The organism is Gemmiger qucibialis (assembly GCF_027689445.1).
In the GTDB taxonomy this organism is placed as follows: Bacteria; Bacillota; Clostridia; order Oscillospirales; family Ruminococcaceae; genus Gemmiger; species Gemmiger qucibialis.
On sequence record NZ_JAQFEN010000002.1, the window covers coordinates 171,008 to 194,521 of the forward strand.

Annotated in this window: 17 protein-coding genes and 1 pseudogene; 9 read left to right on the forward strand and 9 right to left on the reverse strand. The window is 57.0% G+C overall.

The window, feature by feature from the left end:
• Positions 1-81: 81 nt before the first annotated feature.
• Positions 82-1,881: a Na/Pi cotransporter family protein gene (locus tag PG062_RS04690; protein WP_270751405.1), complete on the reverse strand. Its 1,800-nt coding sequence runs from the start codon at positions 1,879-1,881 to the stop codon at positions 82-84.
• A gap of 452 nt (positions 1,882-2,333) precedes the next feature.
• Here PG062_RS04690 and PG062_RS04695 point away from each other — a divergent pair, with 452 nt between their 5' ends.
• The 5 genes from PG062_RS04695 (at position 2,334) to phoU (ending at position 6,669) form a co-directional block, all read left to right on the forward strand.
• Positions 2,334-3,293, forward strand: coding sequence for a substrate-binding domain-containing protein (locus PG062_RS04695; protein ID WP_270751406.1), 960 nt, complete (start codon positions 2,334-2,336; stop codon positions 3,291-3,293).
• A 109-nt stretch (positions 3,294-3,402) separates the two neighbouring features.
• Positions 3,403-4,305, forward strand: a complete 903-nt coding sequence (gene pstC, locus PG062_RS04700; RefSeq protein ID WP_270751407.1) for a phosphate ABC transporter permease subunit PstC — start codon at positions 3,403-3,405, stop codon at positions 4,303-4,305.
• An 82-nt stretch (positions 4,306-4,387) separates the two neighbouring features.
• Positions 4,388-5,209, forward strand: coding sequence for a phosphate ABC transporter permease PstA (gene pstA / locus PG062_RS04705; protein ID WP_270751652.1), 822 nt, complete (start codon positions 4,388-4,390; stop codon positions 5,207-5,209).
• 19 nt (positions 5,210-5,228) lie between these two features.
• Positions 5,229-5,981 (forward strand): phosphate ABC transporter ATP-binding protein PstB, encoded by a 753-nt coding sequence (gene pstB, locus PG062_RS04710; RefSeq protein WP_333559384.1) that lies wholly within the window; start codon positions 5,229-5,231, stop codon positions 5,979-5,981.
• A 16-nt stretch (positions 5,982-5,997) separates the two neighbouring features.
• Positions 5,998-6,669, forward strand: a complete 672-nt coding sequence (phoU, locus tag PG062_RS04715) for a phosphate signaling complex protein PhoU (RefSeq protein WP_270751408.1) — start codon at positions 5,998-6,000, stop codon at positions 6,667-6,669.
• Positions 6,670-6,989: 320 nt separating this feature from the next.
• Here the strand turns inward: phoU and PG062_RS04720 are convergent, their stop codons facing one another.
• The 5 genes from PG062_RS04720 to PG062_RS04740 all read right to left on the reverse strand — a co-directional run bounded on the left by PG062_RS04720 (position 6,990) and on the right by PG062_RS04740 (position 15,315).
• Complete coding sequence (locus PG062_RS04720; protein WP_270751409.1) at positions 6,990-8,801, reverse strand: ABC transporter ATP-binding protein; 1,812 nt, start codon at positions 8,799-8,801, stop codon at positions 6,990-6,992.
• Complete coding sequence (locus PG062_RS04725; protein WP_270751410.1) at positions 8,801-11,050, reverse strand: ABC transporter ATP-binding protein; 2,250 nt, start codon at positions 11,048-11,050, stop codon at positions 8,801-8,803. Before PG062_RS04725 ends, PG062_RS04720 begins: the two co-directional genes overlap by 1 nt.
• The gene (locus tag PG062_RS04730) at positions 11,047-11,541 is read right to left on the reverse strand and encodes a MarR family winged helix-turn-helix transcriptional regulator (RefSeq protein WP_113999533.1); all 495 of its coding nucleotides are present in this window, start codon (positions 11,539-11,541) and stop codon (positions 11,047-11,049) included. Before PG062_RS04730 ends, PG062_RS04725 begins: the two co-directional genes overlap by 4 nt.
• A 128-nt stretch (positions 11,542-11,669) precedes the next feature.
• Entirely contained in the window at positions 11,670-12,929 is a 1,260-nt protein-coding gene (locus PG062_RS04735) for a CAP domain-containing protein (protein WP_270751411.1), read from the reverse strand.
• 118 nt (positions 12,930-13,047) lie between these two features.
• Positions 13,048-15,315: a beta-glucosidase gene (locus PG062_RS04740; RefSeq protein ID WP_270751653.1), complete on the reverse strand. Its 2,268-nt coding sequence runs from the start codon at positions 15,313-15,315 to the stop codon at positions 13,048-13,050.
• A 337-nt stretch (positions 15,316-15,652) separates the two neighbouring features.
• Between PG062_RS04740 and PG062_RS04745 the strand changes: the two genes are divergently transcribed.
• Together PG062_RS04745 and PG062_RS04750 are read left to right on the forward strand one after the other, a co-directional pair.
• The gene (locus tag PG062_RS04745; RefSeq protein ID WP_270751412.1) at positions 15,653-17,935 is read left to right on the forward strand and encodes a transglutaminase domain-containing protein; all 2,283 of its coding nucleotides are present in this window, start codon (positions 15,653-15,655) and stop codon (positions 17,933-17,935) included.
• A 329-nt stretch (positions 17,936-18,264) separates the two neighbouring features.
• Positions 18,265-18,909 carry a hypothetical protein gene (locus tag PG062_RS04750; RefSeq protein ID WP_270751413.1) on the forward strand — a complete coding sequence of 215 codons (645 nt, stop codon included), beginning with the start codon at positions 18,265-18,267 and terminating at the stop codon, positions 18,907-18,909.
• Between the two features lie 293 nt (positions 18,910-19,202).
• On the opposite strand, the gene PG062_RS04755 is transcribed toward PG062_RS04750, so the two are convergent.
• A complete protein-coding gene (locus PG062_RS04755; RefSeq protein ID WP_270751414.1) occupies positions 19,203-20,084 on the reverse strand; it encodes an NAD(P)H-hydrate dehydratase in 882 nt (293 codons plus the stop codon).
• A 282-nt stretch (positions 20,085-20,366) separates the two neighbouring features.
• Here PG062_RS04755 and PG062_RS04760 point away from each other — a divergent pair, with 282 nt between their 5' ends.
• Complete coding sequence (locus PG062_RS04760) at positions 20,367-21,116, forward strand: NAD-dependent protein deacylase (protein ID WP_113999527.1); 750 nt, start codon at positions 20,367-20,369, stop codon at positions 21,114-21,116.
• Positions 21,117-21,267: 151 nt separating this feature from the next.
• The gene (locus PG062_RS04765) at positions 21,268-22,110 is read left to right on the forward strand and encodes an HAD hydrolase-like protein (RefSeq protein ID WP_113999526.1); all 843 of its coding nucleotides are present in this window, start codon (positions 21,268-21,270) and stop codon (positions 22,108-22,110) included.
• 91 nt (positions 22,111-22,201) lie between these two features.
• Here PG062_RS04765 and PG062_RS04770 read toward each other — a convergent pair.
• Positions 22,202-23,041, reverse strand: a pseudogene (locus PG062_RS04770) (IS3 family transposase); the annotation flags it as partial.
• Entirely contained in the window at positions 23,041-23,394 is a 354-nt protein-coding gene (locus PG062_RS04775; RefSeq protein WP_118579008.1) for a helix-turn-helix domain-containing protein, read from the reverse strand. The gene PG062_RS04775 and the pseudogene PG062_RS04770, both read right to left, overlap by 1 nt.
• Positions 23,395-23,514: the final 120 nt, after the last annotated feature.

The window sequence follows — 23,514 nt, forward strand, 5'->3', positions numbered from 1 at the left end:
AAGATCCTCCAAACAAACAGGCCGAAACCTGCGATATGCCACAGGTCCCGGCCCATTTTACAGGGGAAAGCCCTGCGATAATTATTTTTTCTGCTCCGGTGCAGCGGCAGTTCCGCTGGGGCCGGGCTCAAAGGTATAGCGGCCGCGGTAGCGCTCATAGCGCTTTTCAAAACTGGGGCTTTCACCGTTTTTGATGTGGTTCAGGTATTCATGGGTATCAAAGCGGTCCTCCGATACTTCAATCATGGCAACGGCAATGTTGGAGCAGTGGTCCGCAATGCGCTCATAGTTGGTCAGCAAATCATCCAGCACAAAACCGTACTCAATGGTGCAGGCGCCGGCCTGCAGGCGGGCAATATGGCGGGTTTTGACTTCGCGCACCAGGCCGTCCACAACCTGCTCCAGCGGCTCAATCTTGCCGGCGGCGTAACAGTCGTTCTTCTGGAACGCATCCACGGTGCGGTTCACGATATCCTGAACGGCGGCCTCCAGAACGGAAAGATCATCGATCGCTTCGTGGCTGAAGTGGATGGATTTTTCCTGAATTTCCTGCCCGGCCTTGAGCAGGTTGACCGAGTGGTCAGAGATGCGCTCCAGGTCATTGATGGTGTGCAGCAGGGTGTTGATGGTGCGGTTGTCCTCGCGGGAAAGTGCCTTGGCACTCAGCTTGACCAGATAGGTACCCAGAACGTCCTCGTAATGATCCACAGCGTCTTCCTTGCGGTTCACCTCGTCGGCAATGGCTTCATCCCACTTGTGGGTCAGGGACATAGCCTGCAGCAGGGAGGTGCGGCAGATCTCGGCCATATCGCCGCCGGTCAGCATAGCGCGGCCAACGGCAACGGACGGGGTGGAAAGCAGGCGTTCGTCCAGCAGGGAATGCTGCTCGCCCGCCTGATCCTTGCTGTCCGGCACGGTCAGGATGGCCAGCTTTTCCAGCACGCGGTTGAACGGCAGCAGGATGGCGGTGGTCACAATGTTGAATATCGTGTGCACAATGGCAATGCCAAAGGTGTTGGCGGTTTCGCTGTAGAACGAGAATCCCAACAGCGCATGCAGCCCATAAAAACCGCACAGGAACACCAGCGTGCCGATGAGGTTAAAGTACAGATGAACAAATGCGGTGCGCTTAGCATTTTTGTTGGCACCGGCAGAGGAGATCAGCGCGGTAACGGTGGTGCCGATGTTCTGGCCCATGATGATGGGAACCGCCGCCGCATAGGTGACGGCACCGGTGGAGGTGAGGGCCTGCAAAATGCCCACCGAAGCGGAGGAAGACTGCAGCACAGCCGTCAGCACGGCACCGGCCAGCACGCCCAGAACCGGGTTTTTGAAGCTCAGAAACAGGTCCATGAACCAGGGCTCATCGGCCAGAGGACTCATGGCGGTGGACATGGTGTTCATACCGGCCATCAGGACGGAAAAGCCTACCATGATCTTGCCCACGCCGCTGCGGCGGTCCTTATCCTTGCCCAGCATATAAAGGAAGATGCCGATAAAGCCAAGGATGGGGGCCCACGCGTTGGGGTTCAGCATCTGGATGGCGAAGGAATCACCCTCCAGGCCTGAAAGCGAGAGCAGCCAGCCGGTAACGGTGGTACCGATGTTGGCGCCCATGATGACGCCGATAGCCTGGTGCAGCTCCATCAGGCCGGAGTTGACAAAGCCGACCGCCATAACGGTGGTGGCACCGCTGGACTGGATCACTGCAGTGATGACCATGCCCAGCAGCAGCCCGCGCACCGGGCTGGCCGTCATTTTGGAAAGGATGCCTTGCAGTTTGCTGCCAGCGGTCTGCTCAAGGGCTTTGCCCATGAGGTCCATGCCGTAAAGGAACATGGCAATACCGCCCATCAGCGTGAACACATTAAAAATGCTCATACAGGGGGTTACACTTCCATTTCTCTTTTGTTATGTTTTCATTGTTGGGTGCAGCCGCACCCGGAGCAAAACCGAATCAAATCGTTTTGCACATGCCCACAATGGCACGATACCGTTACCTATTATAATAGAAAACAGGGCTTTATGAACACCAAAAGCCAGTAAAAGAATTGTAAAGATCGTGTAAAATGTCGAATCAACGCAAGAAAACTGCCAAAATTGGCACATTGTAAAAATTTGGCGTATTGATTTTGGGCAACTTTACACAAACTTTGCAAAAGGGAAGTTTCCATTACCAAAGCTTTACCCGGATTGTACTGCACGATGGTCGATACTGGGGAAACAGCGCGGTACAATAAATACGCACTCAGGAAGAACGAATAGGAAAACACGAACCCCTGAGCGAATGTGTGAGATAGAATAACAGATACAATTAAGGGAGAAGAAAGTTTATGTTAAAGCGTAATGTTTCCGTTGCAGTTGCTGCTGCTCTGGCTCTCAGCCTGGCCGCCTGTGGTTCCAGCCCGGCATCCTCCGCTGCTTCCAGCGAAGCAGTTTCCAGCGAGGCCGTCTCCAGTGAGGCTGCTTCCAGTGAAGCCGCTGCTGCACCGGCTGCCGGCGATTTCGATGTCGATCAGGACATCACCGTGATTTCCCGTGAGGATGGCTCCGGCACCCGCGGCGCTTTCATCGAGCTGACCGGTGTGGAAGCCAAGAACGATGCAGGCGAAAAGGTTGATAACACCACCGAGGCGGCTGCCATCCAGAGCTCCACCAACGGCGTTCTGACCGCTGTTTCCAACGATGAGACCGCAATCGGCTACATCAGCCTGGGTTCTCTGAACAATGATGTCAAGGCTGTCACCGTGGAAGGCGTTGCCCCCAGCGCTGACACCGTGAAGGATGGTACTTACACCCTGGCTCGTCCGTTCAACATCGTTACGAACGGCGAAGCTGCCGACCCCGTTGCCGTGGACTTCATTGCTTACTGCATGAGCACCGACGGTCAGGCCCTGGCCACCGAGGAAGGTTACATCGGCGATGTTGGCGCTGATTACACCAGCACCCAGCCCGCAGGCAAGATCGTGGTTGGCGGTTCCTCCTCTGTTTCCCCGCTGATGGAAAAACTGATCGAAGCGTATAAGACCGTGAACCCCAACGCAACCCTGGAACTCCAGACCAGCGACTCCACCACCGGCGTTTCCGGCGCACTGGATGGCACCTACACCATCGGTATGGCCAGCCGTGAGCTGAAAGATTCTGAGGTTGAGGGCGGCGCAAAGGCGACTGTCTTGGCAAAGGATGGCATTGCTGTTATCGTCAGCAACGACAACCCCACTGATAACCTGACCGTTGACCAGATCAAAGGCATCTACACCGGCGAGCTGACCACCTGGGCAGACGTTCAGTAATCCCCCTTTCTAAAAAAAACGGCTGTTGCGGCGGCAAAAGGCGGCAACGGCCGTTTTTTGAAAGCCATCGGTATATCGTTCCTGAGCAAAGACAGGAGAGTATGGGAAAATGAAAACAACAACTTCGCACCTGAAAGAGATCGTCATGCAGGGTGTATTTACCGCCTGCGCATGCATCTCCATTCTGGCCGTGGCGCTGATCTGCATCTTCTTATTTGCAAACGGCCTGCCCACCATTTTTGAGATCGGCTCCCTCAAGTTCCTGCTTGGCACCACCTGGAAACCCGGCAACAACCTGTACGGCATCCTGCCCATGATCCTGGGGAGCATCTATGTCACCGCAGGCGCGATCATTGTGGGGGTGCCCATTGGGCTGCTGACGGCCATCTATATGTCCCGCTTTGCATCGCCCCGTATCAACAAGGTGCTGTTGCCGGCGGTACAGCTGCTGGCCGGTATCCCCTCGGTCGTGTACGGCTTCTTCGGCATGATCGTTATGGTCCCGGCGGTGCAGGCTATGGTCAAATCGGACTTTTTCAAAACTGTGCTGCACGTGAAAAGCGGCAAGGGCATGAGCCTGTTTACCGCCAGCCTGCTGCTGGGCATCATGATTTTGCCCACCATCATCACGGTCAGCAAAACCAGCCTGGACGCTGTGCCCCAAAGCTATTACGAGGGCAGCCTGGCTCTGGGTGCTACCCATGAGCGCAGCGTGTTTTGCGCGGTGCTGCCCGCCGCCAAAAGCGGCGTAATGTCCGCTGTAATCCTGGGTGTTGGCCGCGCCATCGGCGAAACGATGGCCGTTGTGATGGTTGCCGGCAACCAGACCTGGATGCCCAAGGGCTTGTTCCAGGGGCTGCGCACGATGACCTCCAACATCGTCATCGAGATGGGTTACGCTGCAGACCTGCACCGCGAAGCGCTGATCGCAACCGGCGTTGTGTTGTTCGTTTTCATTCTGCTGATCAATCTCTGCTTTAGTTTGGTAAAGGGGGGCAAAAAGAATGGCTGATTTTGCTGCAACCGCCGGTAAAACCGATGATATGACCCACGCAAATGCGAAAATCGTTCCCCCCACCCGCCACGAAAACCGCATGGCGGCCCGCGCGTATGCCCTTGTCATGCGCTGGCTGGTGCGGCTGGCGGCCCTGATTACCGTGGCGATCCTTGTGTTCCTGATCGGCTATATCCTGGTCAACGGTATTCCCAACCTCAAGCCGTCCCTGTTTGAGTGGACCTATAATTCCGACAACGTATCCCTGATGCCCGCGCTTATCAATACCATTCTGATGACGGCGTTCTCGCTGGCCATTGCCACACCGCTGGGCATTTTTGCTGCGGTCTGGCTGGTGGAATACGCCAAACGCGGCAGCAAGCTGGTCAAGGTGGTGCGCATCACCACCGAAACGCTGCAGGGCATCCCCTCCATCGTATACGGTCTGTTCGGTATGCTGTTCTTTGTCATGCAGCTCAAATGGGGCTACAGCCTGATCGCCGGTGCCTTCACGCTGGCCATCATGGTGCTGCCGGTCATCATGCGCACCACCGAGGAAGCGCTGCTTGCAGTGCCGGATTCTTACCGCGAGGGCAGCTTTGGCCTGGGGGCCGGCAAGCTGCGCACCGTATTCACCATTGTGCTGCCCAGCGCCATGCCGGGCATCCTATCCGGCGTGATTTTGGCAACGGGCCGCATTGTAGGCGAAACCGCGGCCCTGATCTACACGGCCAGCACCGTTGCCGCCGTGCCCGCCAGCGTGTTCAACTCCACACGTACCCTTGCCACCCATATGTATCTGCTTTCCAACGAGGGCCTGCATATCAATGAAACCTACGGCACTGCCGTGGTGCTGTTGATCCTGGTGCTGCTCATCAACAGCCTGTCCAGCTTTATTGCCGGCCGCCTTGCCAAAAAGTAATGCCGAAAGGAACTGCATGATGAATAAATTCGAAGTTAAAAACATGGACCTGTATTACGGCAGCTTCCATGCACTGAAAAATATCAATATTGCCATCCCCGAAAAAGAGATCACGGCGTTCATCGGTCCTTCCGGCTGCGGCAAGTCTACTTTCCTGAAGAGCCTGAACCGCATGAACGACCTGGTGGAAGGCTGCCGCATTTCCGGCGATATCCTGCTGGACGGTGTGGATATCTATAAGGATAAGATGGATGTCAATGTGCTGCGCAAGCGGGTTGGCATGGTGTTCCAGAAGCCCAACCCCTTCCCGATGAGCATTTACGATAACATCGCCTACGGTCCCCGCACCCACGGTGTGCGCAGTAAGGCGCAGCTGGATGAAATTGTGGAAAAAAGCCTGCGCGGCGCTGCCATCTGGGACGAAGTGAAGGACCGCCTGAACAAAAGCGCGCTGGGCATGTCCGGCGGCCAGCAGCAGCGTTTGTGCATTGCCCGCGCCCTGGCGGTGGAGCCGGAAGTTCTGCTGATGGACGAACCGACCTCCGCCCTGGACCCCATCTCCACCTCCAAGGTGGAAGAGCTGGCTCTGGAATTAAAGGACCGCTACACCATCGTAATCGTGACCCATAACATGCAGCAGGCCGCCCGTATTTCAGATAAGACGGCGTTCTTCCTGCTGGGTGAGCTGGTGGAAATGGGCGATACGGAACGCCTGTTCTCCACCCCTGTGGACAAGCGCACGGAAGATTATATTTCCGGCCGTTTTGGTTGATCGGAGGAGCAATACCATGCCTAGTGTGCGTAAATCTTATGATGAAGAGCTTTTGCAGCTGGATACCTTGCTGGCCCGCATGGGTCACGAAGCCGGTGCCGCCATTGAAAGCGCACTGACTGCCCTGCGCAATGATGATATTGAACTGGCCCGCAGCGTGGTTGCGCGGGACAGCCAGATCGACGCAGGCGAACATGAGATCGAACACCGCTGCCTGCAGCTGCTGCTGCGCCAGCAGCCGGTGGCTTCGGATCTGCGCAAGGTCAGTACAGCCCTGAAAATGGTAACGGATGTGGAGCGCATCGGCGACCAGGCCAGCGATATTGCGGAGCTGGTACTGCACCTGCACGCCAAATCCACCGATGCCGTGGGCGTGCTGGAAGATATCCTGAAAATGGGCGATGATGTGTTGAAGATGGTCAAGCGCTCCATTGCCGCCTATGTGCAGGTGGACCTTGCCGTTGCCGCGGAAGTGATCGCCCATGATGACGTCATCGACGCCTCGTTCGCGCGCATCAGCAGCGAAATTGCCCAGTACATTGCCGCCCACCCCACCGAAGCAGAGACTGCGCTGGATCTGTTCATGGCGACCAAATATCTGGAACGCCTTGGCGACCACGCCGTGAACGTGGCCGAATGGGTCGAATTCTTAAAGACCGGCGTTCACAAATCCCGCAAGATCGTGTGATCTTGCCCGGCGGCGTGTGAGGCCGCCCCAAGGTGAACCTGAAGCCAACTGCTTGGATTTTGAATTTTCAGGTACACCCAATAACATTGCCATTCTCTTTTTTATGTTTTCCTATACCGCACCAAAGGGCCAGCACTGCACGCTGGCCCTTTGGTGTTTTTATGTGTAGACTGCTGGAAATGAAACCTGGCAGAAAAGTGGAAGAAGCAATGCAGAGTGTACATGTATTGAAAAATTCTATTTTATAACCCAAAAGCCCAAAGCGGCACGGTTCACTTAACCGGCAGCTTTGGGCTTTTGCTGTTTTATCAGAGAAAAAATTACGCGCTTACATCTTCAAACTGGCTGTTGTACAAATCGGCGTAGAACCCGCCAGCGGCCAACAGGTCGTCGTGGGTGCCCTGCTCCACAATGTCACCATCCCGCATGACTAAAATCAGGTCGGCGTCCTTGATGGTGGAAAGCCGGTGGGCAATCACAAAGCTGGTGCGGCCGCGCATCAGGTTGTCCATGGCGGTCTGGATGCGCTGTTCGGTGCGGGTGTCCACACTGCTGGTGGCTTCGTCCAAAATCAAAATTTTGTTGTCCGCCAGAATGGCGCGGGCAATCGTCAGCAGCTGTTTCTGGCCCTGGCTCACGTTGGAAGCATCCTCGTTCAACTCCATCTGGTAGCCGCCGGGCAGCGTGCGGATAAAGTGGTCGGCACAGGCGGCCTTGGCGGCGGCGATGACTTCCTCATCGGTGGCATCCAGGCGGCCATAGCGGATGTTTTCCATAATGGTGCCCTGGAACAGCCAGGTATCCTGCAATACCATGCCAAAGCCTTCGCGCAGGGCGCTGCGGTCAAAGTCCTTTACGTTGTGGCCATCCAGCGTAATGGCGCCGGAGTTGACATCGTAAAAGCGCATCAGCAGCTTGACCATGGTGGTTTTGCCTGCGCCGGTGGGGCCGACAATGGCAACTTTCTGGCCGGGTTTTACATCGCAGCTGAAATCCCGGATAACAGTCTTTTCCGGCGTGTAGCCAAACTTGACATGGTCAAAGGTGACCTGGCCGTCAATGCAGGCGGGGTCTGCCCGGCGGGCGGGGTCAGCGTTCTGTTCTTCTTCCGGCTCACCCAAAAATTCAAACACGCGCTCCGAAGCCGCCGCCATACTTTGCAGCATGTTGCTGACCTGGGCCAGCTGCTGGATGGGCTGGGTGAAGTTGCGCACATACTGGATGAACGCCTGGATGTCACCAATGGTGATGATGCCGCGCGCGGCAAAAATGCTGCCGGAAACGGCCACTGCTACATAGCCCAGGTTGCCCACAAAGGTCATGATGGGCTGCATCAGGCCGGAAAGGAACTGGCTTTTCCAGGCGGATTCAAACAGGCGGTTGTTGGCTTCGTCAAAATCATTCAGAACGGCATCTTCGCGGTTGAACGCTTTGACCACATTGTGGCCGGAATATACTTCCTCCACCTGGCCGTTCACGGAGCCCAGAACTTTTTGCTGGGCGCGGAAATATTTCTGGCTGAACCTGACCACCAACAGCACCAGCGCCATCGAGACCGGCAGGATCAAAATGGCAATCAGCGTCATCGTGGGGCTGATGGTCAGCATCATGATGAGCACGCCGATCATGGTGGTAATGCTGGTGATCAGCTGGGTAATGCTCTGGTTCAGGCTCTGGCCCAGGGTGTCCACATCGTTGGTAATGCGGGAAAGTACCTCGCCTACGGTGCGCTTTTCAAAATAGGCAAGGGGCAGGCGGTTGATCTTTTCGCTGATCTGGCGGCGGAAGTCATAACACATCTTCTGCGAAAGCCCGCTCATGATCCAGCTCTGGCAGAAACTGAACGCAGCGGAAACCAGATACATGACCAGCAGGATCAGCAGGATTTTGCCGATATAGCCAAAGTCAATGCTGCCGGTGCCCCGCAGCTTGGCCACCCAGCCGGTGGCCAGGGCAGTGGTGGCTTTGGCCAGCACCTTGGGGCCTGCAATATTAAAAATCGTGGAAAGAACGGCAAAAACAATCACGGAAATCAGGCGGAACTTGTAGTGCCCCAGCTCTGCCAGCAGGCTGCGCATGGTGCCCTTAAAGTCTTTTGCCTTTTGGGTCGTCATTCGTCCGGGATGCGGCATCAGGCTTCCCCTCCTTTCAGGTCCAGCTCTTTGTTGCTCAGCTGGCTGCGGGCAATTTCCTGGTAAGCCGGGCAGCTTTCCATCAGCTGGGCGTGGGTGCCCTTGCCCACAATGCGGCCATCTTCCAGAACCAGAATCTGGTTGGCGTGCAGCACAGTGGAAATGCGCTGTGCCACAATAATCACGGTGGCGTCGCCGGTTTCGGCTTTCAGCGCGCGGCGCAGGGCAACATCAGTCTTGTAGTCCAGCGCGGAGAAGCTGTCATCAAACAGGTAGATCTTCGGGTGTTTGGCAATGGCGCGGGCGATGGAAAGCCGCTGCTTCTGCCCGCCGGAAACGTTGGTGCCGCCCTGGGCAATGGGGCTTTCGTACCCCTCCGGCTTGGCGGAGATGAACTCTTCCGCCTGGGCAATGCGGGCGGCGGTGCGCACATCGGCATCGGTGATATTCTCGCCGCCGAATTTCAGGTTGGAATCAATCGTGCCGCTGAACAGTACGCCCTTTTGCGGCACATAACCCAAAAGGCCGCGCAGGGTGCTCTGCGGCATCTGGCGCACATCCACGCCGTCTACCGTCACGCTGCCGCCGGTCACATCATAAAAACGGGTGATCAAATGCAGCAAACTGGTTTTGCCGCAACCGGTGGAGCCGATAATGGCCGTGGTCTGGCCGGGTTTGGCGACAAAATCAATATCGTGCAGGGCGTCCTCGCTGGAGCCGGGGTAGGTAAAGTTGACATGATGGAATGCGACTTCGCCGTTCCAGTGGTGCTGATTGAGGTCACCGGGGATGGCTTCCGGCACCGGGTCATGGATGGCCGGCTCGGTGGTCAGCACTTCGTCAATGCGGTCCGCGGCAACGCCGGCACGGGGCAGCATCACGGCAACCATCGTCAGCATCAGGAAGGACATCACGATCTGCATCGTGTAGGTGATAAAGGCGATCATGCTGCCCACCTGCATGGTGCCGGCATCAATCTGTTTGCCGCCGAACCAGACGATCAGCAGGGAAGTGCCGTTCATAATCAGGGTCATAAAGGGCATCATGGCAGCCATTACCCGGTTGGTGAACAGCTGGGTGCGCATCAGGTCGGTGTTGGCGGCGTCAAAGCGTGCTTCCTCGTGCTGTTCGCGGCTGAATGCGCGGATGGGCATAATGCCGGTCAAAATCTCGCGGGATACCAGGTTCAGCCGGTCCACCAGCTTTTGCATGATCCTGAACTTGGGCATGGCAAACTGCATCAATACCGTAATCAGCGCCAGCAGCAAAGCGACGGCCAGCACAATGATCCAGGTCAGGCTGGAACCCGCCTGCGCCACATGGATGATGCCGCCAATGCCAAGGATGGGGGCATACGCCACCATGCGCAGCAAAATTACGCAGGTCATCTGGATCTGCTGCACATCGTTGGTGGTGCGGGTGATGAGGGATGCGGTGGAAAACTTGTCCGTTTCAGAGGCAGAAAAGCTGACCACCCGGCGGAACACACCGCGGCGCAGATCCCGCGCAATGGCAGCCGCCACGCGGGAAGCAAGCAGCCCCACCAGAACCGCGGCGGCAACCATCAACAGGGTCAGCCCCAGCATCCGGCCGCCGGTCTGTATCAGGTAGTTCATCTGTACCGCATCGCTGATGCCAAGGGCCTGATATTCCAGCCCCACCAGCAGCACTGCCTGGGCTGAAAGCCCGCTCAGCTCACTTTCGCCGGCCTGACCCATGGCTGCGGCCAGCTGGGCCTGTACGGCATCCCGGCTGAAACCGGGCATCTGGGTCATGGCCGCAAACTGGGCGGTAACGGTATCCAGCGCGGCGGCATCCGGGGCGTTGCCCTCCCCGGCTGCCTGAGCGGAAGCCAGATAGAGCACAATATCCGGGGTGGAAAATACCTCCGCCAGCGTATCCCGGTCCGCATCGCCCCGCAGCAGGCGGACCGTATAGGGGGATGCGAGCTTTTTCTGTAAGCTGGCAGCGGAGGAGAGTGCGTTGTCGGTGCCGCCCGGCTGGGTGTAAGCGGCTTCCACCGCGGCGGCGTCCGCGTCCGTCATCAGCAGCTCCAGCACCTGCAGGGTTGAATCCCGTACTACTTCTGGCACAGCGTCCGCAATGCCGGACTGTTGGATGCCGGTATCCACAATTTTGCTGGTGTAGTCCGGCAGGGTCAAATCGCCGTATGCCTGCACCAACAGCAGGGCAATAATAACAAGGCAGGCCGCCCAGTGTTTGGCCAGATGTTTGAAAATTTTTGTCATGGCATCTTCTCCTTTTCGGCCAGCAGCTTTTCGTTCTGGCGCTCAATGGCCTGCAGCAGGGTTTCGGCATCCTTTGCAAACTGCTGGCAAAATTCTTCGCCCAGGTCATCCATAATGCCGGTGATGTAATCATTCAGACGGCTTTCGCAGATCAGGCGGGATTCCTCCCCTTTTGGGGTGATGCGCACCAGAGTGCGGCGGCGGTCATTGGGATCGGTCTGGCGCTGGGCCAGGCCATCCTGCTCCAGTGTGCGCAGTCCGCGGGAAATCGCCGGCAGCGGCTGCTTGAAAATCTCCGCCAGGTCCGAAACATACACGGCACCATCCTGGCCGCGCACCTCAATGGCGTGGTTCAGCCCTTCCAGAATGCCAAGATGCAGCTTGGGGGCGTTGGCAAGGCTTAAAGACGCCCCGCGGCGCACAGACTTTTTCAGCCGGTCAAGATAGCGCATCACGGCTTTGCTGCGCTGGTCACCAATATGTCCCTCCATAAAGGTTCTCCTTTCTGTTGCTATATGTAAATAGTTGGCATATGTTAAGCATATGGAAACAGTATAGCCCCGCAGCCGAAAAAATGCAACGGCTGCGGGGCTGTGTTTTAAATTTGTTTACAAACTACTTATAAATCAAAGTCACCGGTAAACAGCTGCACCCAATAGGGGTGGCCATCCACCATAGTGTAGCCAACGCCGATGCAGTCATAGTTTTCGTTCAGGATGTTGGCGCGGTGGCCGGAGCTGTTCATCCAGTCGTTCATCACGATCTCCGGGGTTCTCTGGCCCATGGCAATGTTTTCGCCGGCATAGGCATAGTCAATGCCCAGGTGCCACAAAATGGTAAAGCATTCAGAACCGTCGGGGCGGGTGTGGCTGTATCGCTGGGAAAGCTCCTTGGCGCGGGCCGCGGCGGCAACCATCAGGCCATCGTGCTTGAGCAGGGGCTGCAATCCGCGGGAGGTGCGCTCCTGGTTGACCAGCTCGATCACGCGGTCTGCCATGGCTTCCTCGCTGGTCGTAATGCTGGCCTGCATCACGCCGGTATCAACATCAAAAAGGTACAGATTGCCGTCGATCGTCACAATGCCTTTGGCCATGGTGCCGTACACCTGGTCAAAGTAATAGGTGCCGTCATTGTTGGTATCCCAGCCTTTTACCATGTGGCCGTTGGCATCATACCGCACCCACTTGCCGGTGCCGTCTGCGTTTTCGGCCCAGTCGCCGGCTTCGGATTCCTGGTATACATCCTTGCTGACGGTTTTAGCACCCTGCTGCACGTTATCCAGCCAGTACCAGGCACCGGAGGCCGGATCATAGATTTCTTTGCCGCGGTAGGCTGCATTATTGGGATCATAACCCTGGCGCTTGCCAGCCTCGTACCAGTAATCTTTGCCGTCCATGCTGTGCCACATCAGGTTGCAGCCAATGCCGGTGGTGGTATCAAAGCTGCAGGGCAGGTTGTCCACCACAATATCGCCCTTGGCCATGGCACCGGTGATCAGGTCAAAGTAATAGGTGCCGTCATCGTTGGTATCCCACCCTTTGATCATATGGCCGTTTGCATCGTAGCGCACCCATTTGCCGCCGTTGGTTTCCTGGTAGACATCCTTATTGACGGCTTTTGCGCCGCCCTGCTTGGCGTCCAGCCAGTACCAGGCGTTGGAATCAGGGTCGTAAATCTCTTTGCCGCGGCCGGTGGTACCCTGTTTCACGCCGTTCTCGTACCAGTAATCCTTGCCGTTCACGGTTTTCCAACCGGTGTAGGTGGCAACACTGTCGGCGGTTTCCGGCGTGGCGGTCTCTTCCGCCAAAGCGGGCAGTGCAGCAGCACTGCACAGCAATACGGCGGTCAGAACGGCCGCGCAGCGAAAACGAAATTGCATGGGATATTCCTCCTGCATGTACTTCTTTTATAAATGTGTTGATCGAAATGTGTTGATCGGAATATTTCAACTCTCTTTTGCGGGGTTCGGGGATGCCTTGATTACGCCAAGGCCCAAATCACTGGATAGCGGCGCGCAGTATTTCCAGCAGCGGGGTGATCATCCCGGCTGCAGCGGGACCGCCAAAGTTCACGATGCCGCGCAGCGGCATGGAATCCAGCATCTGAGCTACGGCTTCGCTGCTGGCAATCTCGCTGCCGCCTGCGTTGCCGCCGGTCAGGGCATTGCCCGCCTGTGCCAGCACCTGCTGGATGATGGCAGCCGTGCGGTCATCCTTGGAAAGCTCGCCGATGGTGGTGTTTTCGTCAATCACGAACGGGCGGCGGCGCGGGGTGCTGAACCGCACGCTGAGCGTTGCGTGGATATCCCGGCTGGAATGGCCCAGCAAAATCTTGTACTCGCCTGGGGCGGCGTACCAGCTGCCCAGCGTTTCGTCATAGTAGCTCAAATCCTGCGCGGTCAGGGTGAACTCTACCTGCTTTTCCTCGCCAGGTTCCAGCTTGACCTTCACGAACTTGCGCAGCTCCTTGGGCGGGCGGCCGGTTGTGCCGGTGCAGTCTGCTACATACAGCTGTACAACTTCCTTGCCGGGCATCATGCCAACGTTCTTCACGCTCACCCGTACCCGCACGCTGTCGCCCTCGGCAAACTCGTCCGCCGTCAGCTGGGCATTGCGGTACACAAACCCTGTGTAGGAAAGCCCGTGCCCAAACGGCCACAGCACCGGCATCTTGCGGGCATCGTACCAGCGGTAGCCGACATACACGCCCTCGCGGTATTCCACATGGCGGCCGTCACCGGGGAAGTCGAGATAACACGGGGTATCTTCCAGCCGCAGGGGCCAGGTTTCCGGCAGGCGGCCGCTGGGGTTGGCATCGCCCCACAGCAGGGCGTCCGCCGCAGCGCCAACACCTTCGCCGCCCAGATACATGCACAGCACGGCGTTCACATCGTTGGCCCAGGGGCATTCCACCGGGGAACCGGTGTGCAGCACCACAACAGTGTTTTTCTGCACGGCGGCCACGCGGGCAATCAGGTTGTTTTGGCTTTCCGGCAGGCGCATATGGCTGCGGTCAAAGCCTTCGCTTTCAAAAGATTCCGGCAGGCCCGCAAAGATCACCGCCGCGTCAGCTTCTGCTGCGGCGGAAACCGCGCGCAGGAACTCTTCCTCCTCCCGCTGGTCCAGATCAGCGGGGAAGCCCTCCACATAGCTCACCCGGCGGCCATGGCTTTCGGCCATTTCCAGCGCGCTGTCCACCCTGATGGTGTTGATGTGGCTGGAGCCGCCGCCCTGATAGCGCGGCGTTTTGGCAAAGCCGCCGATGTATACTACCTTGCTGCCCTTTTTCAGCGGCAGCACACCGCGGTTCTGCAAAAGCACGGCGCATTCCTTGGCCAGCTCTGCGGCGATGGTGTGGTCGCCTTTCAGGTCCAGCTCCGGGGCCGGGGCGGCAGCTTCGTCCGCCGCGCGGAACACAATGTTCAAAATGCGGATCACAGCCTTGTCCAGCGCGGCTTCGCTCAAGGTGCCGGCTTTAACGGCGGCCACGATCTTGGCGTCATTGACACCGCCGGAACCGGGCATTTCCAGGTCAAGCCCAGCCGCAACACCCTTTACACGGTCAGCTACAGCGCCCCAGTCGGACATCACAAAGCCCTTAAAGTTCCACTCGGTGCGCAGGATATCGGTCAGCAGCATGCGGCTTTCGCTGGCAAATACATCGTTCACGCGGTTGTAGCTGCACATCACCGTCCAGGGCTGGGATTTCTTGACGGCGGTTTCAAATGCAGGCAGGTAAATTTCGCGCAGCGTACGCTCCGTCATGTCGGACGATGCGCTCATGCGGCGGTACTCCTGGCTGTTGGCGGCAAAATGCTTGATGGAGGTACCAACCCCCTGGCTCTGTACGCCATTGATGTACCCGGCGGCCAGCTCACCGGCCAGCACCGGGTCTTCGGAGTAATATTCAAAGTTGCGGCCGCACAGCGGGCTGCGCTTGATGTTTATGGCAGGCCCCAGCACAACGCCAACGCCGAACGCGCGGGCTTCCCGCCCGATGGCCGCACCCTCCCGGCGGGCCAGGTCGGGGTCAAAGCTGGCGGCAGCGGAGCACCCGGCGGGGAAGCAGACCGCCTTGCGGCTGTGGTTGGGGTCGTCCCGTTCCGGGTCCTGGGTGCGCAGGCCGTGCGGGCCGTCCGAAACCATCAGGGTGGGAATGCCCAGGCGTTCCACGGTTTTGGTGTGCCAGAAATCCGCGCCGGAGCAAAGCCCGGCCTTTTCTTCCAGCGTGAGCTGGGCAACCAGTTCGGGAATGTTGTGTTCCATCAAAAAGTCATCCTCCTTTTGTCCACCAGCTGCAGGTGGGGGGCAAGGGCAGGTGGCGGTTGTTCGGGCAGTGGAAACGTGCCGGATACACCGTTCCGCCCACGCTGCCTCCGGGGTGTGCCAAAATGGACACACACCCCCATATTTTGTATCATTATACACCACTTTGCACGCGAAAAGATAGCCTTTTTATTAAAAAATGTAAAGTCTGAAAACTTTTTCTGTGCAGGATGTTGGTGCGTCTGGCATTGTATTTCTCCTCTGTTTCGTGTAAAATTTAAAATTAGGATATACAGCGGCAAAAACGTTTTTTTGGCTGTATTCCAGGGAGGGAAAAATGAAAAAAGATAAACGGATTTTGGCCCTTGTTTTGGCGGCGGCCATGATGGGCACCACTGCGCTTCCGGTTTGGGCCCAGACCCCGGAAACGGCGGACAGCAGCGTGGTGGAAGTGGAAGGCACGCTGGAAAACATCATAGCTGCCCGTGAAGCACTGGCTGCGCGGCCGGCAACGCTGGCGGAGGATGACAACAACATTCAGGCGGCGCAGGCCATGGTGGAGCGCGTGGCCAATGCCGTAAAGAACCATACGGAAACAGCAGAGAAAGTAAATATCAAAGACCTGAACTTGGATAAAGATCTGGTGCTTTCCACCCTGGCTGACCTGAATGCGCGTGTGGAAGGCGGCGAGGCCATCAGCAAATTGTCCTGCTATTATAGCAGAGATACCGGGCTGGCGGTGGCAATCGGCCTTGAATACTGCACGGCGCAGGATGTTGCCGCCATGCAGGTAAAGCTGGATCAGCTGGTGGACCAGGCCAACACCCTGTGCCAGACGGATCTGGAAAAGGTGTTCTATGTGCATGAATGGCTGGTGCAGAACATTGCCTATGACCGGGAACACCTTAGTGATGATGTGCAGGACGACCACAACCTGCGCGGCGCCCTGCTGGAAGGGACTGCCGTCTGTGACGGTTACGCCAAAACGTATGCCCTTACCCTGCGCAAGCTGGGTATCACTGGTGTGCTGGTAACCAGTAAAGATATCGGCCATGCGTGGAACATGGTCGAGCTGGACGGGAACTGGTACCAGGTGGACTGCACCTGGGATGACCCGGTGGACGGTTCGGATCAGCTGGGATATTGCATGCATAAACACCTGCTGTGTACCACAGAGAAGATGAACACCAACCATAACGATGACGGCGATGACAGCGTTGCCTTTGACCTTGAAAACCTTGGCACGCAGAACATCGTGAACCTGGCCACGGACGATACCTATGAAAACACCTGGTGGAAAGACAAAAAGAGTGCAATCTTCCCATGCGGGGGCGACTGGTACTATGCGTCCGGCGAACGCCTTTTCTGGCGTGATGACCTGGGCGACTGTGATTCCAACCTGGCGCATGAAGATGATTCGGGTGTGGTTGCCGGCAGTATTGCGCTGGACGGAACGCTGCTGGTCGCCACGGACAAACAAGCGTGCGAGCAGAGCAGCTGGATCAAACAATATGAACTGGATCCGGCCAGCCATGAAGTGACCGAGAAAAAGAAGGAAAGTCTCCAAAGCATCGGCATTGCGGCCCAGTGGGATGGCATTTATTATGCCGTAAGCCAGCAGGAATACCACCAGGATGTGCGCCAGTATATCAAGACAAGGGATATCCCAGTCCCCACAGCAACCCCGACTGCTGTACCTACCGCAACGCCTACTGCAACGCCGGTTAAGCCTACGGCGACCCCCACTGCAACGCCGGTCAAGCCTACTGCAGCGCCTACCGCAACGCCTACCGCAACGCCTACTGCAGCGCCTACCGCAACACCTACCGCGACCCCCACTGCAACGCCGGTCAAGCCGACTGCTACACCTACCGCTACCCCTGTGAAACCCACCGCAACCCCTGCCAGCGGCTATACCGGTTGGAAAACCGTGAACGGCAAGGACTACTGGTACGAAAACGGCGTAAAGCAGGGCACCACTGGCCGCGGCAAGGAAATTTATGACCCCGATTCCGACGCCTGGTACTGGCTGGACGCCAACCGGGGCGGCGCAAAAGCCGTCAGCAAGGATGTTTACCAGGAATCCAACGGCGGCAAATGGGTGCGCTATGATGCCAACGGCCATATGATCAAAGGGTGGGATACCAACGATGACGGCACCTATTACTTTGACCTTGTCACCGGTGCCATGACCAAGGGTGATGCAACGATCGACGGCCTGCCCTGCTGCTTTGATACGGTGACCGGTATTGGCCTGAACTGCGCATGGAAGCGCATCAACGGTAAAGATTACTGGTACGAGGGCGGCAAACGTCAGGGCTATGACCCCAACAACGCAGCCTACCGCGGCAAAGAGATTTATGACCCCGCCAGCAACGGCTGGTACTGGCTGGATAACGTGCAGCAGGGTGCAAAAGCCGTCAGCAAGGATGTCTATCAGGAATCCAGCGGCGGCAAATGGGTGCGGTATGATGCCAACGGCCAGATGATCAAAGGCTGGAACACCAATGCCGACGGTACTTATTACTTCGATCCCATCACTGGTGCCATGGCCAAAGGTACAACCACCATTGACGGTATGACCTATTATTTTGACCCCGCAACCGGCGTAAAACGGTAACAAAAAGCCATAACAAAACCCGATAAAGCCAAGGCAACACCGCACAATTCCCGCCTTACGGCTTAAGCACCGCTCCGGCGGCTGCGGCACGGCATCTGCGTTGCCAAAATGCTCGATAAGACATCCAGTATTATCTGCGCTTTTGGCTTAGCATCTGCCGCACCTCGCTCGCCGTATCGGCACTTAGAATTATGCGGTATTGCCCCAAACGAAAAATGCGCGGAACCTTTTTGCAGGTTTCGCGCATTTTTGCTGGCGGCGGCATCATACAATAGGGATGCAAATTCACCGCCTGCCGCGCCCGGCGGGCGGTATGGGAGGGTATTCCATTGTTATTGATGACCGAAACCAATCTTGATGTGTTCCACGCGCAGCTGCTTACCCCGCAGGATGCACCTGCAATGGATCAGCTGTGCGCCGCCTGCGGCACCCCCGGCGGCCCCGATACCGCCGCGCTGCTGCAGACCAATGCCGTTCTGGGGGACTATGCCGGAACCGACACGTTACAGGCCGCCATGGGCATGTTGCCCATGTTTGGCCAAAGCCGTCTGGCGCTCGCGCTGCGCGCAGCTGGCTTTGGGGCGGACGGCCAGGGCATTGTGCTGGCACCGCCCGCCTTTACCGCGCAGTACCTGCCGGTGCGGCGCTTTTTGGCCATGGCGCTGGGGCTGGCCAAACAGCGCTGCGCCAGCTACCATATCTGGGCCGCCCTGCCGCTGACCCCCACCCCGGACGGCGAGGAACTATGCGCCCAATATTTGGCATCTGGCCTTACCCTGCGCGCCGTGGTGCCGTTGGACAGCCAGCAGCTGCTGGTGTTTGCGGCCCACACCCCGGTGGGCCGCGGCAGCACGGTGCGCCGCGTACACTTGCAGGACCCCGCCCTGCCGCGCCTTTTGGAGCGCGGCGGCGCCGTGGCAGATTTTGGCTGGGATAAACAGGGCCTTGTCCTCAGCGTGCGGAGAATGGAATAAGGAAACAGATACTTGCCGAAGATTTTTGTAAAGGCAATGCTCCGGAACGGTGCTTAAGCCGTAAGGCGGGAATTGTGCGGTGTTGCCCTTGAAAATGCGGGTAGGACGCGATGCCCTCATCGCGCCGCAGAGGAACCTTGTTGACTGCCACAAACGCCGTAAACTATCTGTAGGGGGCGATGCCCGCTGTCCGACATGACGGGTCTTTCTCAATATTTCACCCCCGGGATCATGCAAAAACCAAACCATAAAAAGGCAGTGCTGTCCTTTGCCTGGCAGCACTGCCTTATTTATTATCTCCCTGTAAGCTCATTCACAACATCCGCAAGATCCGTTAAAATATCATGTGGCAGCATTGTCAGCTGGCTGGTGCGGGCGGCGCAGCGGTCCGCAGCGGCGCCATGCAGCCATACCGCGCAGGCTGCGGCGTCAAAGGGCGCTAACCCCTGGGCCAGCAGAGCAGCCAGCATTCCAGCCAGTACATCCCCGCTGCCGCCGCGGGCCAGGCCGGGATTTCCGGTGGGGTTGTGCAGCATCTCGCGCCCCGGTGCGGCAATCAGCGTGCCGGAACCTTTCAGCACCGCAACGCAGCCATACCGCTCCGCCAGCTCCTGCGCGGCGGCGGGGCGGTCAGTCTGGATCTGCGCCACGCTGCACCCCAGCAGGCGGGCTGCCTCGCCGGGGTGCGGGGTCAGCACGGTATTGGTGGGCAAAAGCGGGAACTGCCCCAGCTCCCCGGCAGCCAGTGCATTCAGGGCGTCCGCATCCAGCACGGCGGCTTTCCACTTGGCATCCGCCGTCAGAAGGGCGTTCAAGATACGTGCCGCACTGGGGCCAAGCCCCGGCCCAGCCAGCAGGACCGCAGGCTTTTCCGTAAAGCGCTGACGCACGGCAGCGGCATCTGCGGCCAGAATCCCGCCGTCCGCGTCGGTGCGGCAGGGCAGGGCACAGCATTCCGGCGTGCGGGTCAGCACCAACTGGATCACCGGCTCCACGCTGGCAAGGTACACCAGCCCGGCCCCGGTGCGCAGCGCACCCTCCACACAAAGGGCGGCAGCCCCCCGGTAAGCAAGGCTGCCCGCTGCAGCAGCCACACTGCCGTAACTGCCCTTGTTGCTCTGCGCCCTGCGCTGCGGCAGCAGGGCGGCGATCTTGTGTTGATTCAGATCATGCATCAGCGGTTTCCCCCCTTTACGTTTTGGCGTAAAAGATGTATAGTAAAAAGTATCTAAGGTACATCTGAAAACAAAGAAAATGACGGATATTTCGCAAACACAAGCAGGATGTAAGGCAAAGAGCTGCGGGAATCCTTTGCGGCTTCCAAGGCTTTTTAACGCAAAATCCGGCTGTGCTTATAGAAATAAACTGAATTTTCGACTTTTCAGATACACCCTAACAGGATGGTTCCATATCTTTTATTATAAAGCATTTCACGATAAAACGAAAGGGGCGGCACCATGGTACCGGAACTGGAACGGCTGATCCAAGCACATCAGAACATCGTGTTTTTTGGCGGCGCAGGGGTTTCGACGGAAAGCGGCATCCCAGATTTTCGCTCGGTGGACGGGCTCTACCACCAAAAATTCAAGTACCCGCCCGAAACCATGCTGTCCCACACATTTTATGAGCAGCACACCGCAGAATTTTTTGATTTCTACCGCCAAAAGCTCATTGTGCATGGGGCCAAGCCTAATGCTGCCCACCTGCGGCTGGCCAAACTGGAGCGGGAAGGTAAATTAAAAGCCGTTGTCACCCAGAATATTGATGGCCTGCACCAGGCAGCGGGCAGCAAAACCGTGTATGAGCTGCACGGTTCCACCTTGCGCAACTACTGCACCCGCTGCGGCAAGTTCTACCCCGTCAGCTTTATCGAGGAAGCCGGCGGCAAGGGGGACGGTGTGCCCCGCTGCACGGACTGCGGCGGCATTGTAAAACCGGATGTGGTCCTGTATGAGGAGGGCCTGGACGAAGCTACCATTGAGGGTGCGGTGAGCGCCATCCGCAGGGCGGATATGCTGATCGTGGGCGGCACCAGCCTGGCCGTTTACCCGGCGGCGGGGCTGATCCGCTATTTCCGCGGGGATGACCTGGTGGTCATCAACAAGCAACCCACCCCGGCGGACGGTATGGCAACCCTGCTGGTAAACAAGCCCATCGGCCAGGCACTGAGTGAGACCGAGGGGGAAGGAGGGGCAATTTGTCGCTGAAAGAAAATTGTCATAAAAGTGTAAAACCTTACAAAAACGCTTGCAAAAATTTGCTGCTTTCTGGTATGATAAGAGTTGACGGCAGAGCGCGGGAAAGCGCCGCATGCCGCATGTGAGGTTTTGCGATTGATAACATAGAGGGGGTTCTTGTATGGCAAACGCATTGACTGATTTTATCCGCAAACGGGATTTTCTTGTCTGTATGGATTCTGACGGCTGCGTCATGGATACGGTGCGCATCAAGCATTGCTCGGTGTTCTGCCCAGAGCTGATCCGTGTGTTTGGCCTGGAAGCCCACACTGATTTTATTACCACCGCGTGGGAAGAGATCAACCTGAACAGCATCACCCGCGGGATTTCCCGCTTTGAAAGTGCGGTGCTGATTTTTGACCGCCTGAAAAACCGTGGCATCGATGTTCCCGGCAGTGAAGATATCGCCGCGTGGGTTTCCACCGCATCGGAACTTTCCACCGCAAGCCTGCAGCAGGAAGTTCTGCGCAGCGGCAGCCTGGCCCTGCGCAAGTTGCAGGAGTGGAATAACGCCTGCAACCGCCGCATTCAGGCCCTGGAACCTACCTTTAAGCCGTTCCCCGGCGTGGAATACAGCCTGCATCAGCTGCACACCGTGGCCGATGTGGCGGTGGTTTCTGCCGCCAATGAAAGCGCTATCGCCAGCGAGTGGGCGCGTTACGGCCTTGCCACCCATGCCGATGTGATCTTTGGCCAGGAGGTTGGCAGCAAGGCAAACTCCATTGCCTCCATGCTGGCCTGCGGGTATGAAAGCCGCAAGGTGGTCATGGTGGGCGATGCCATGGGCGATGCCCAGGCAGCCGCTGCAAACGGCGTTTCCTTTGTGCCCATTCTGCCCGGCCGCGAAGCCGAAAGCTGGCGCCGTTTGCAGGAAGAAGCCCTGCCCAAACTGCTGCACGGCACGTTCAGCCCCGAATACCAGGCAACCCTGCTGGCTCAGCTGCGCAGCGTTCTGCACGGGTAATTGACCGGAAAATCGTTGAACAAAAACCAAAGCAGAGTATGCAAATGAAGTGACCCCAAAAAGCTAGACAATATTTTGAAGTAAAAATTGTTCAAGCAGCTGAAAGGGCTTGCTGTCTGTGAATTGCAGGCGGCAAGCCCTTTAACTTTGCCTTGATGCGGCGGTTGTTGTAGTAATCCAGATATGCAACGAGTTCCTGCTTGAAGTGTTCCATGGAGCGGAACTCCTGCAAATACAGCAGCTCACTTTTGAGCAGTCCGAAGAAATTCTCTATCACGGCGTTGTCCAGACAGTTTCCTTTCCGGCTCATGCTCTGTCGGATGCCCTTCTCGCGGAGCATCCGCTGATACCGCTTATGCTGGTATTGCCAGCCCTGGTCAGAATGAAGGATCAACCCGATTCCATCCGGTATCTTCTCAAAAGCCTTATCCAGCATAGTCGTAACCATACTCAGAACAGGATGGTCAGAGATGGTATAGCTGACCAGATCGCTGCTGCACAGATCAAGGATGGGCGAGAGATAGAGCTTCTCGCCAAACAAACTGAACTCTGTCACATCGGTGACCCACTTCTGGTTCGGCTTTTCGGCGCGGAAGTCCCGGTTTAACAGATTCGGCGCAATTTTGCCAACTTCACCCTTGTAAGAACGATACTTCTTCCTCCTGACACGGCAAACTAAACCCAGCTCCTTCATAAGCCGCTGGACAGTCTTGTGATTCAGGAGAAAATTGCGCTTGTGAAGTTCTGTTGTAATGCGGCGATAGCCGTATCTTCCTTTGTTTTCGTGGTAGATGGCCGTGATCTCCGCTTTGACAGCTTTATACTTATCTGAACTGTTCATCCGCTTCAGATGATAGTAGAAAGTGGCACGGGGCAGTTGAGCGATTGAGAGAAGAATATCCAGAGAATGTCTTTGCCTCAGCTTTTGAACTACCTGCGTTTTCTGCGCTGGCGTCGCTCGTCTTCCAAAACCAAGGCTTGCAAGTTTTTTAGGTAATCGTTCTCCGCACGCAGTCTCTGCACTTCGGCTAGCAGATCTTCTTCCACCTGCTTCGGCAACTGCTTTGGCGGACGGCCTTTGTTGCTGCGACCACGCCGTTCGATGGCTAACCCTTCCGGCCCTTCTTCCAGATAAATGCGTTCCCAACGCTCTATAATTTTATGGTCGTTAATTCCAAATTCCTGCATCGCTGCATAGATACTCAGATGTTCTTTTTTCATGGTTTCTACAACCATTCTCTTGAATTCCGGCGTATATCGTTTGTTTGGTACTCCTTTTGGCATAGCAAAACACCCCACTTGTTAAATAGTATATCATACTGTCTAACAAATGGGGTGCTGTTCATTCCAAAATCATGCCGGGATCTTTATTATTCTATGCGAAGCCGATTAAAGTTTTTCGCC

What these genes read in the sequence shown, in the direction of transcription:
- PG062_RS04690 (WP_270751405.1), bottom strand. Translation starts at nt 1,881, where the DNA reads ATGAGCATTTTTAATGTGTTCACGCTGATGGGCGGTATTGCCATGTTC.
- PG062_RS04695 (WP_270751406.1), top strand. Translation starts at nt 2,334, where the DNA reads ATGTTAAAGCGTAATGTTTCCGTTGCAGTTGCTGCTGCTCTGGCTCTC.
- pstC (WP_270751407.1), top strand. Translation starts at nt 3,403, where the DNA reads ATGAAAACAACAACTTCGCACCTGAAAGAGATCGTCATGCAGGGTGTA.
- pstA (WP_270751652.1), top strand. Translation starts at nt 4,388, where the DNA reads ATGGCGGCCCGCGCGTATGCCCTTGTCATGCGCTGGCTGGTGCGGCTG.
- pstB (WP_333559384.1), top strand. Translation starts at nt 5,229, where the DNA reads ATGAATAAATTCGAAGTTAAAAACATGGACCTGTATTACGGCAGCTTC.
- phoU (WP_270751408.1), top strand. Translation starts at nt 5,998, where the DNA reads ATGCCTAGTGTGCGTAAATCTTATGATGAAGAGCTTTTGCAGCTGGAT.
- PG062_RS04720 (WP_270751409.1), bottom strand. Translation starts at nt 8,801, where the DNA reads ATGCCGCATCCCGGACGAATGACGACCCAAAAGGCAAAAGACTTTAAG.
- PG062_RS04725 (WP_270751410.1), bottom strand. Translation starts at nt 11,050, where the DNA reads ATGACAAAAATTTTCAAACATCTGGCCAAACACTGGGCGGCCTGCCTT.
- PG062_RS04730 (WP_113999533.1), bottom strand. Translation starts at nt 11,541, where the DNA reads ATGGAGGGACATATTGGTGACCAGCGCAGCAAAGCCGTGATGCGCTAT.
- PG062_RS04735 (WP_270751411.1), bottom strand. Translation starts at nt 12,929, where the DNA reads ATGCAATTTCGTTTTCGCTGCGCGGCCGTTCTGACCGCCGTATTGCTG.
- PG062_RS04740 (WP_270751653.1), bottom strand. Translation starts at nt 15,315, where the DNA reads ATGGAACACAACATTCCCGAACTGGTTGCCCAGCTCACGCTGGAAGAA.
- PG062_RS04745 (WP_270751412.1), top strand. Translation starts at nt 15,653, where the DNA reads ATGAAAAAAGATAAACGGATTTTGGCCCTTGTTTTGGCGGCGGCCATG.
- PG062_RS04755 (WP_270751414.1), bottom strand. Translation starts at nt 20,084, where the DNA reads ATGCATGATCTGAATCAACACAAGATCGCCGCCCTGCTGCCGCAGCGC.
- PG062_RS04760 (WP_113999527.1), top strand. Translation starts at nt 20,367, where the DNA reads ATGGTACCGGAACTGGAACGGCTGATCCAAGCACATCAGAACATCGTG.
- PG062_RS04765 (WP_113999526.1), top strand. Translation starts at nt 21,268, where the DNA reads ATGGCAAACGCATTGACTGATTTTATCCGCAAACGGGATTTTCTTGTC.
- PG062_RS04775 (WP_118579008.1), bottom strand. Translation starts at nt 23,394, where the DNA reads ATGCCAAAAGGAGTACCAAACAAACGATATACGCCGGAATTCAAGAGA.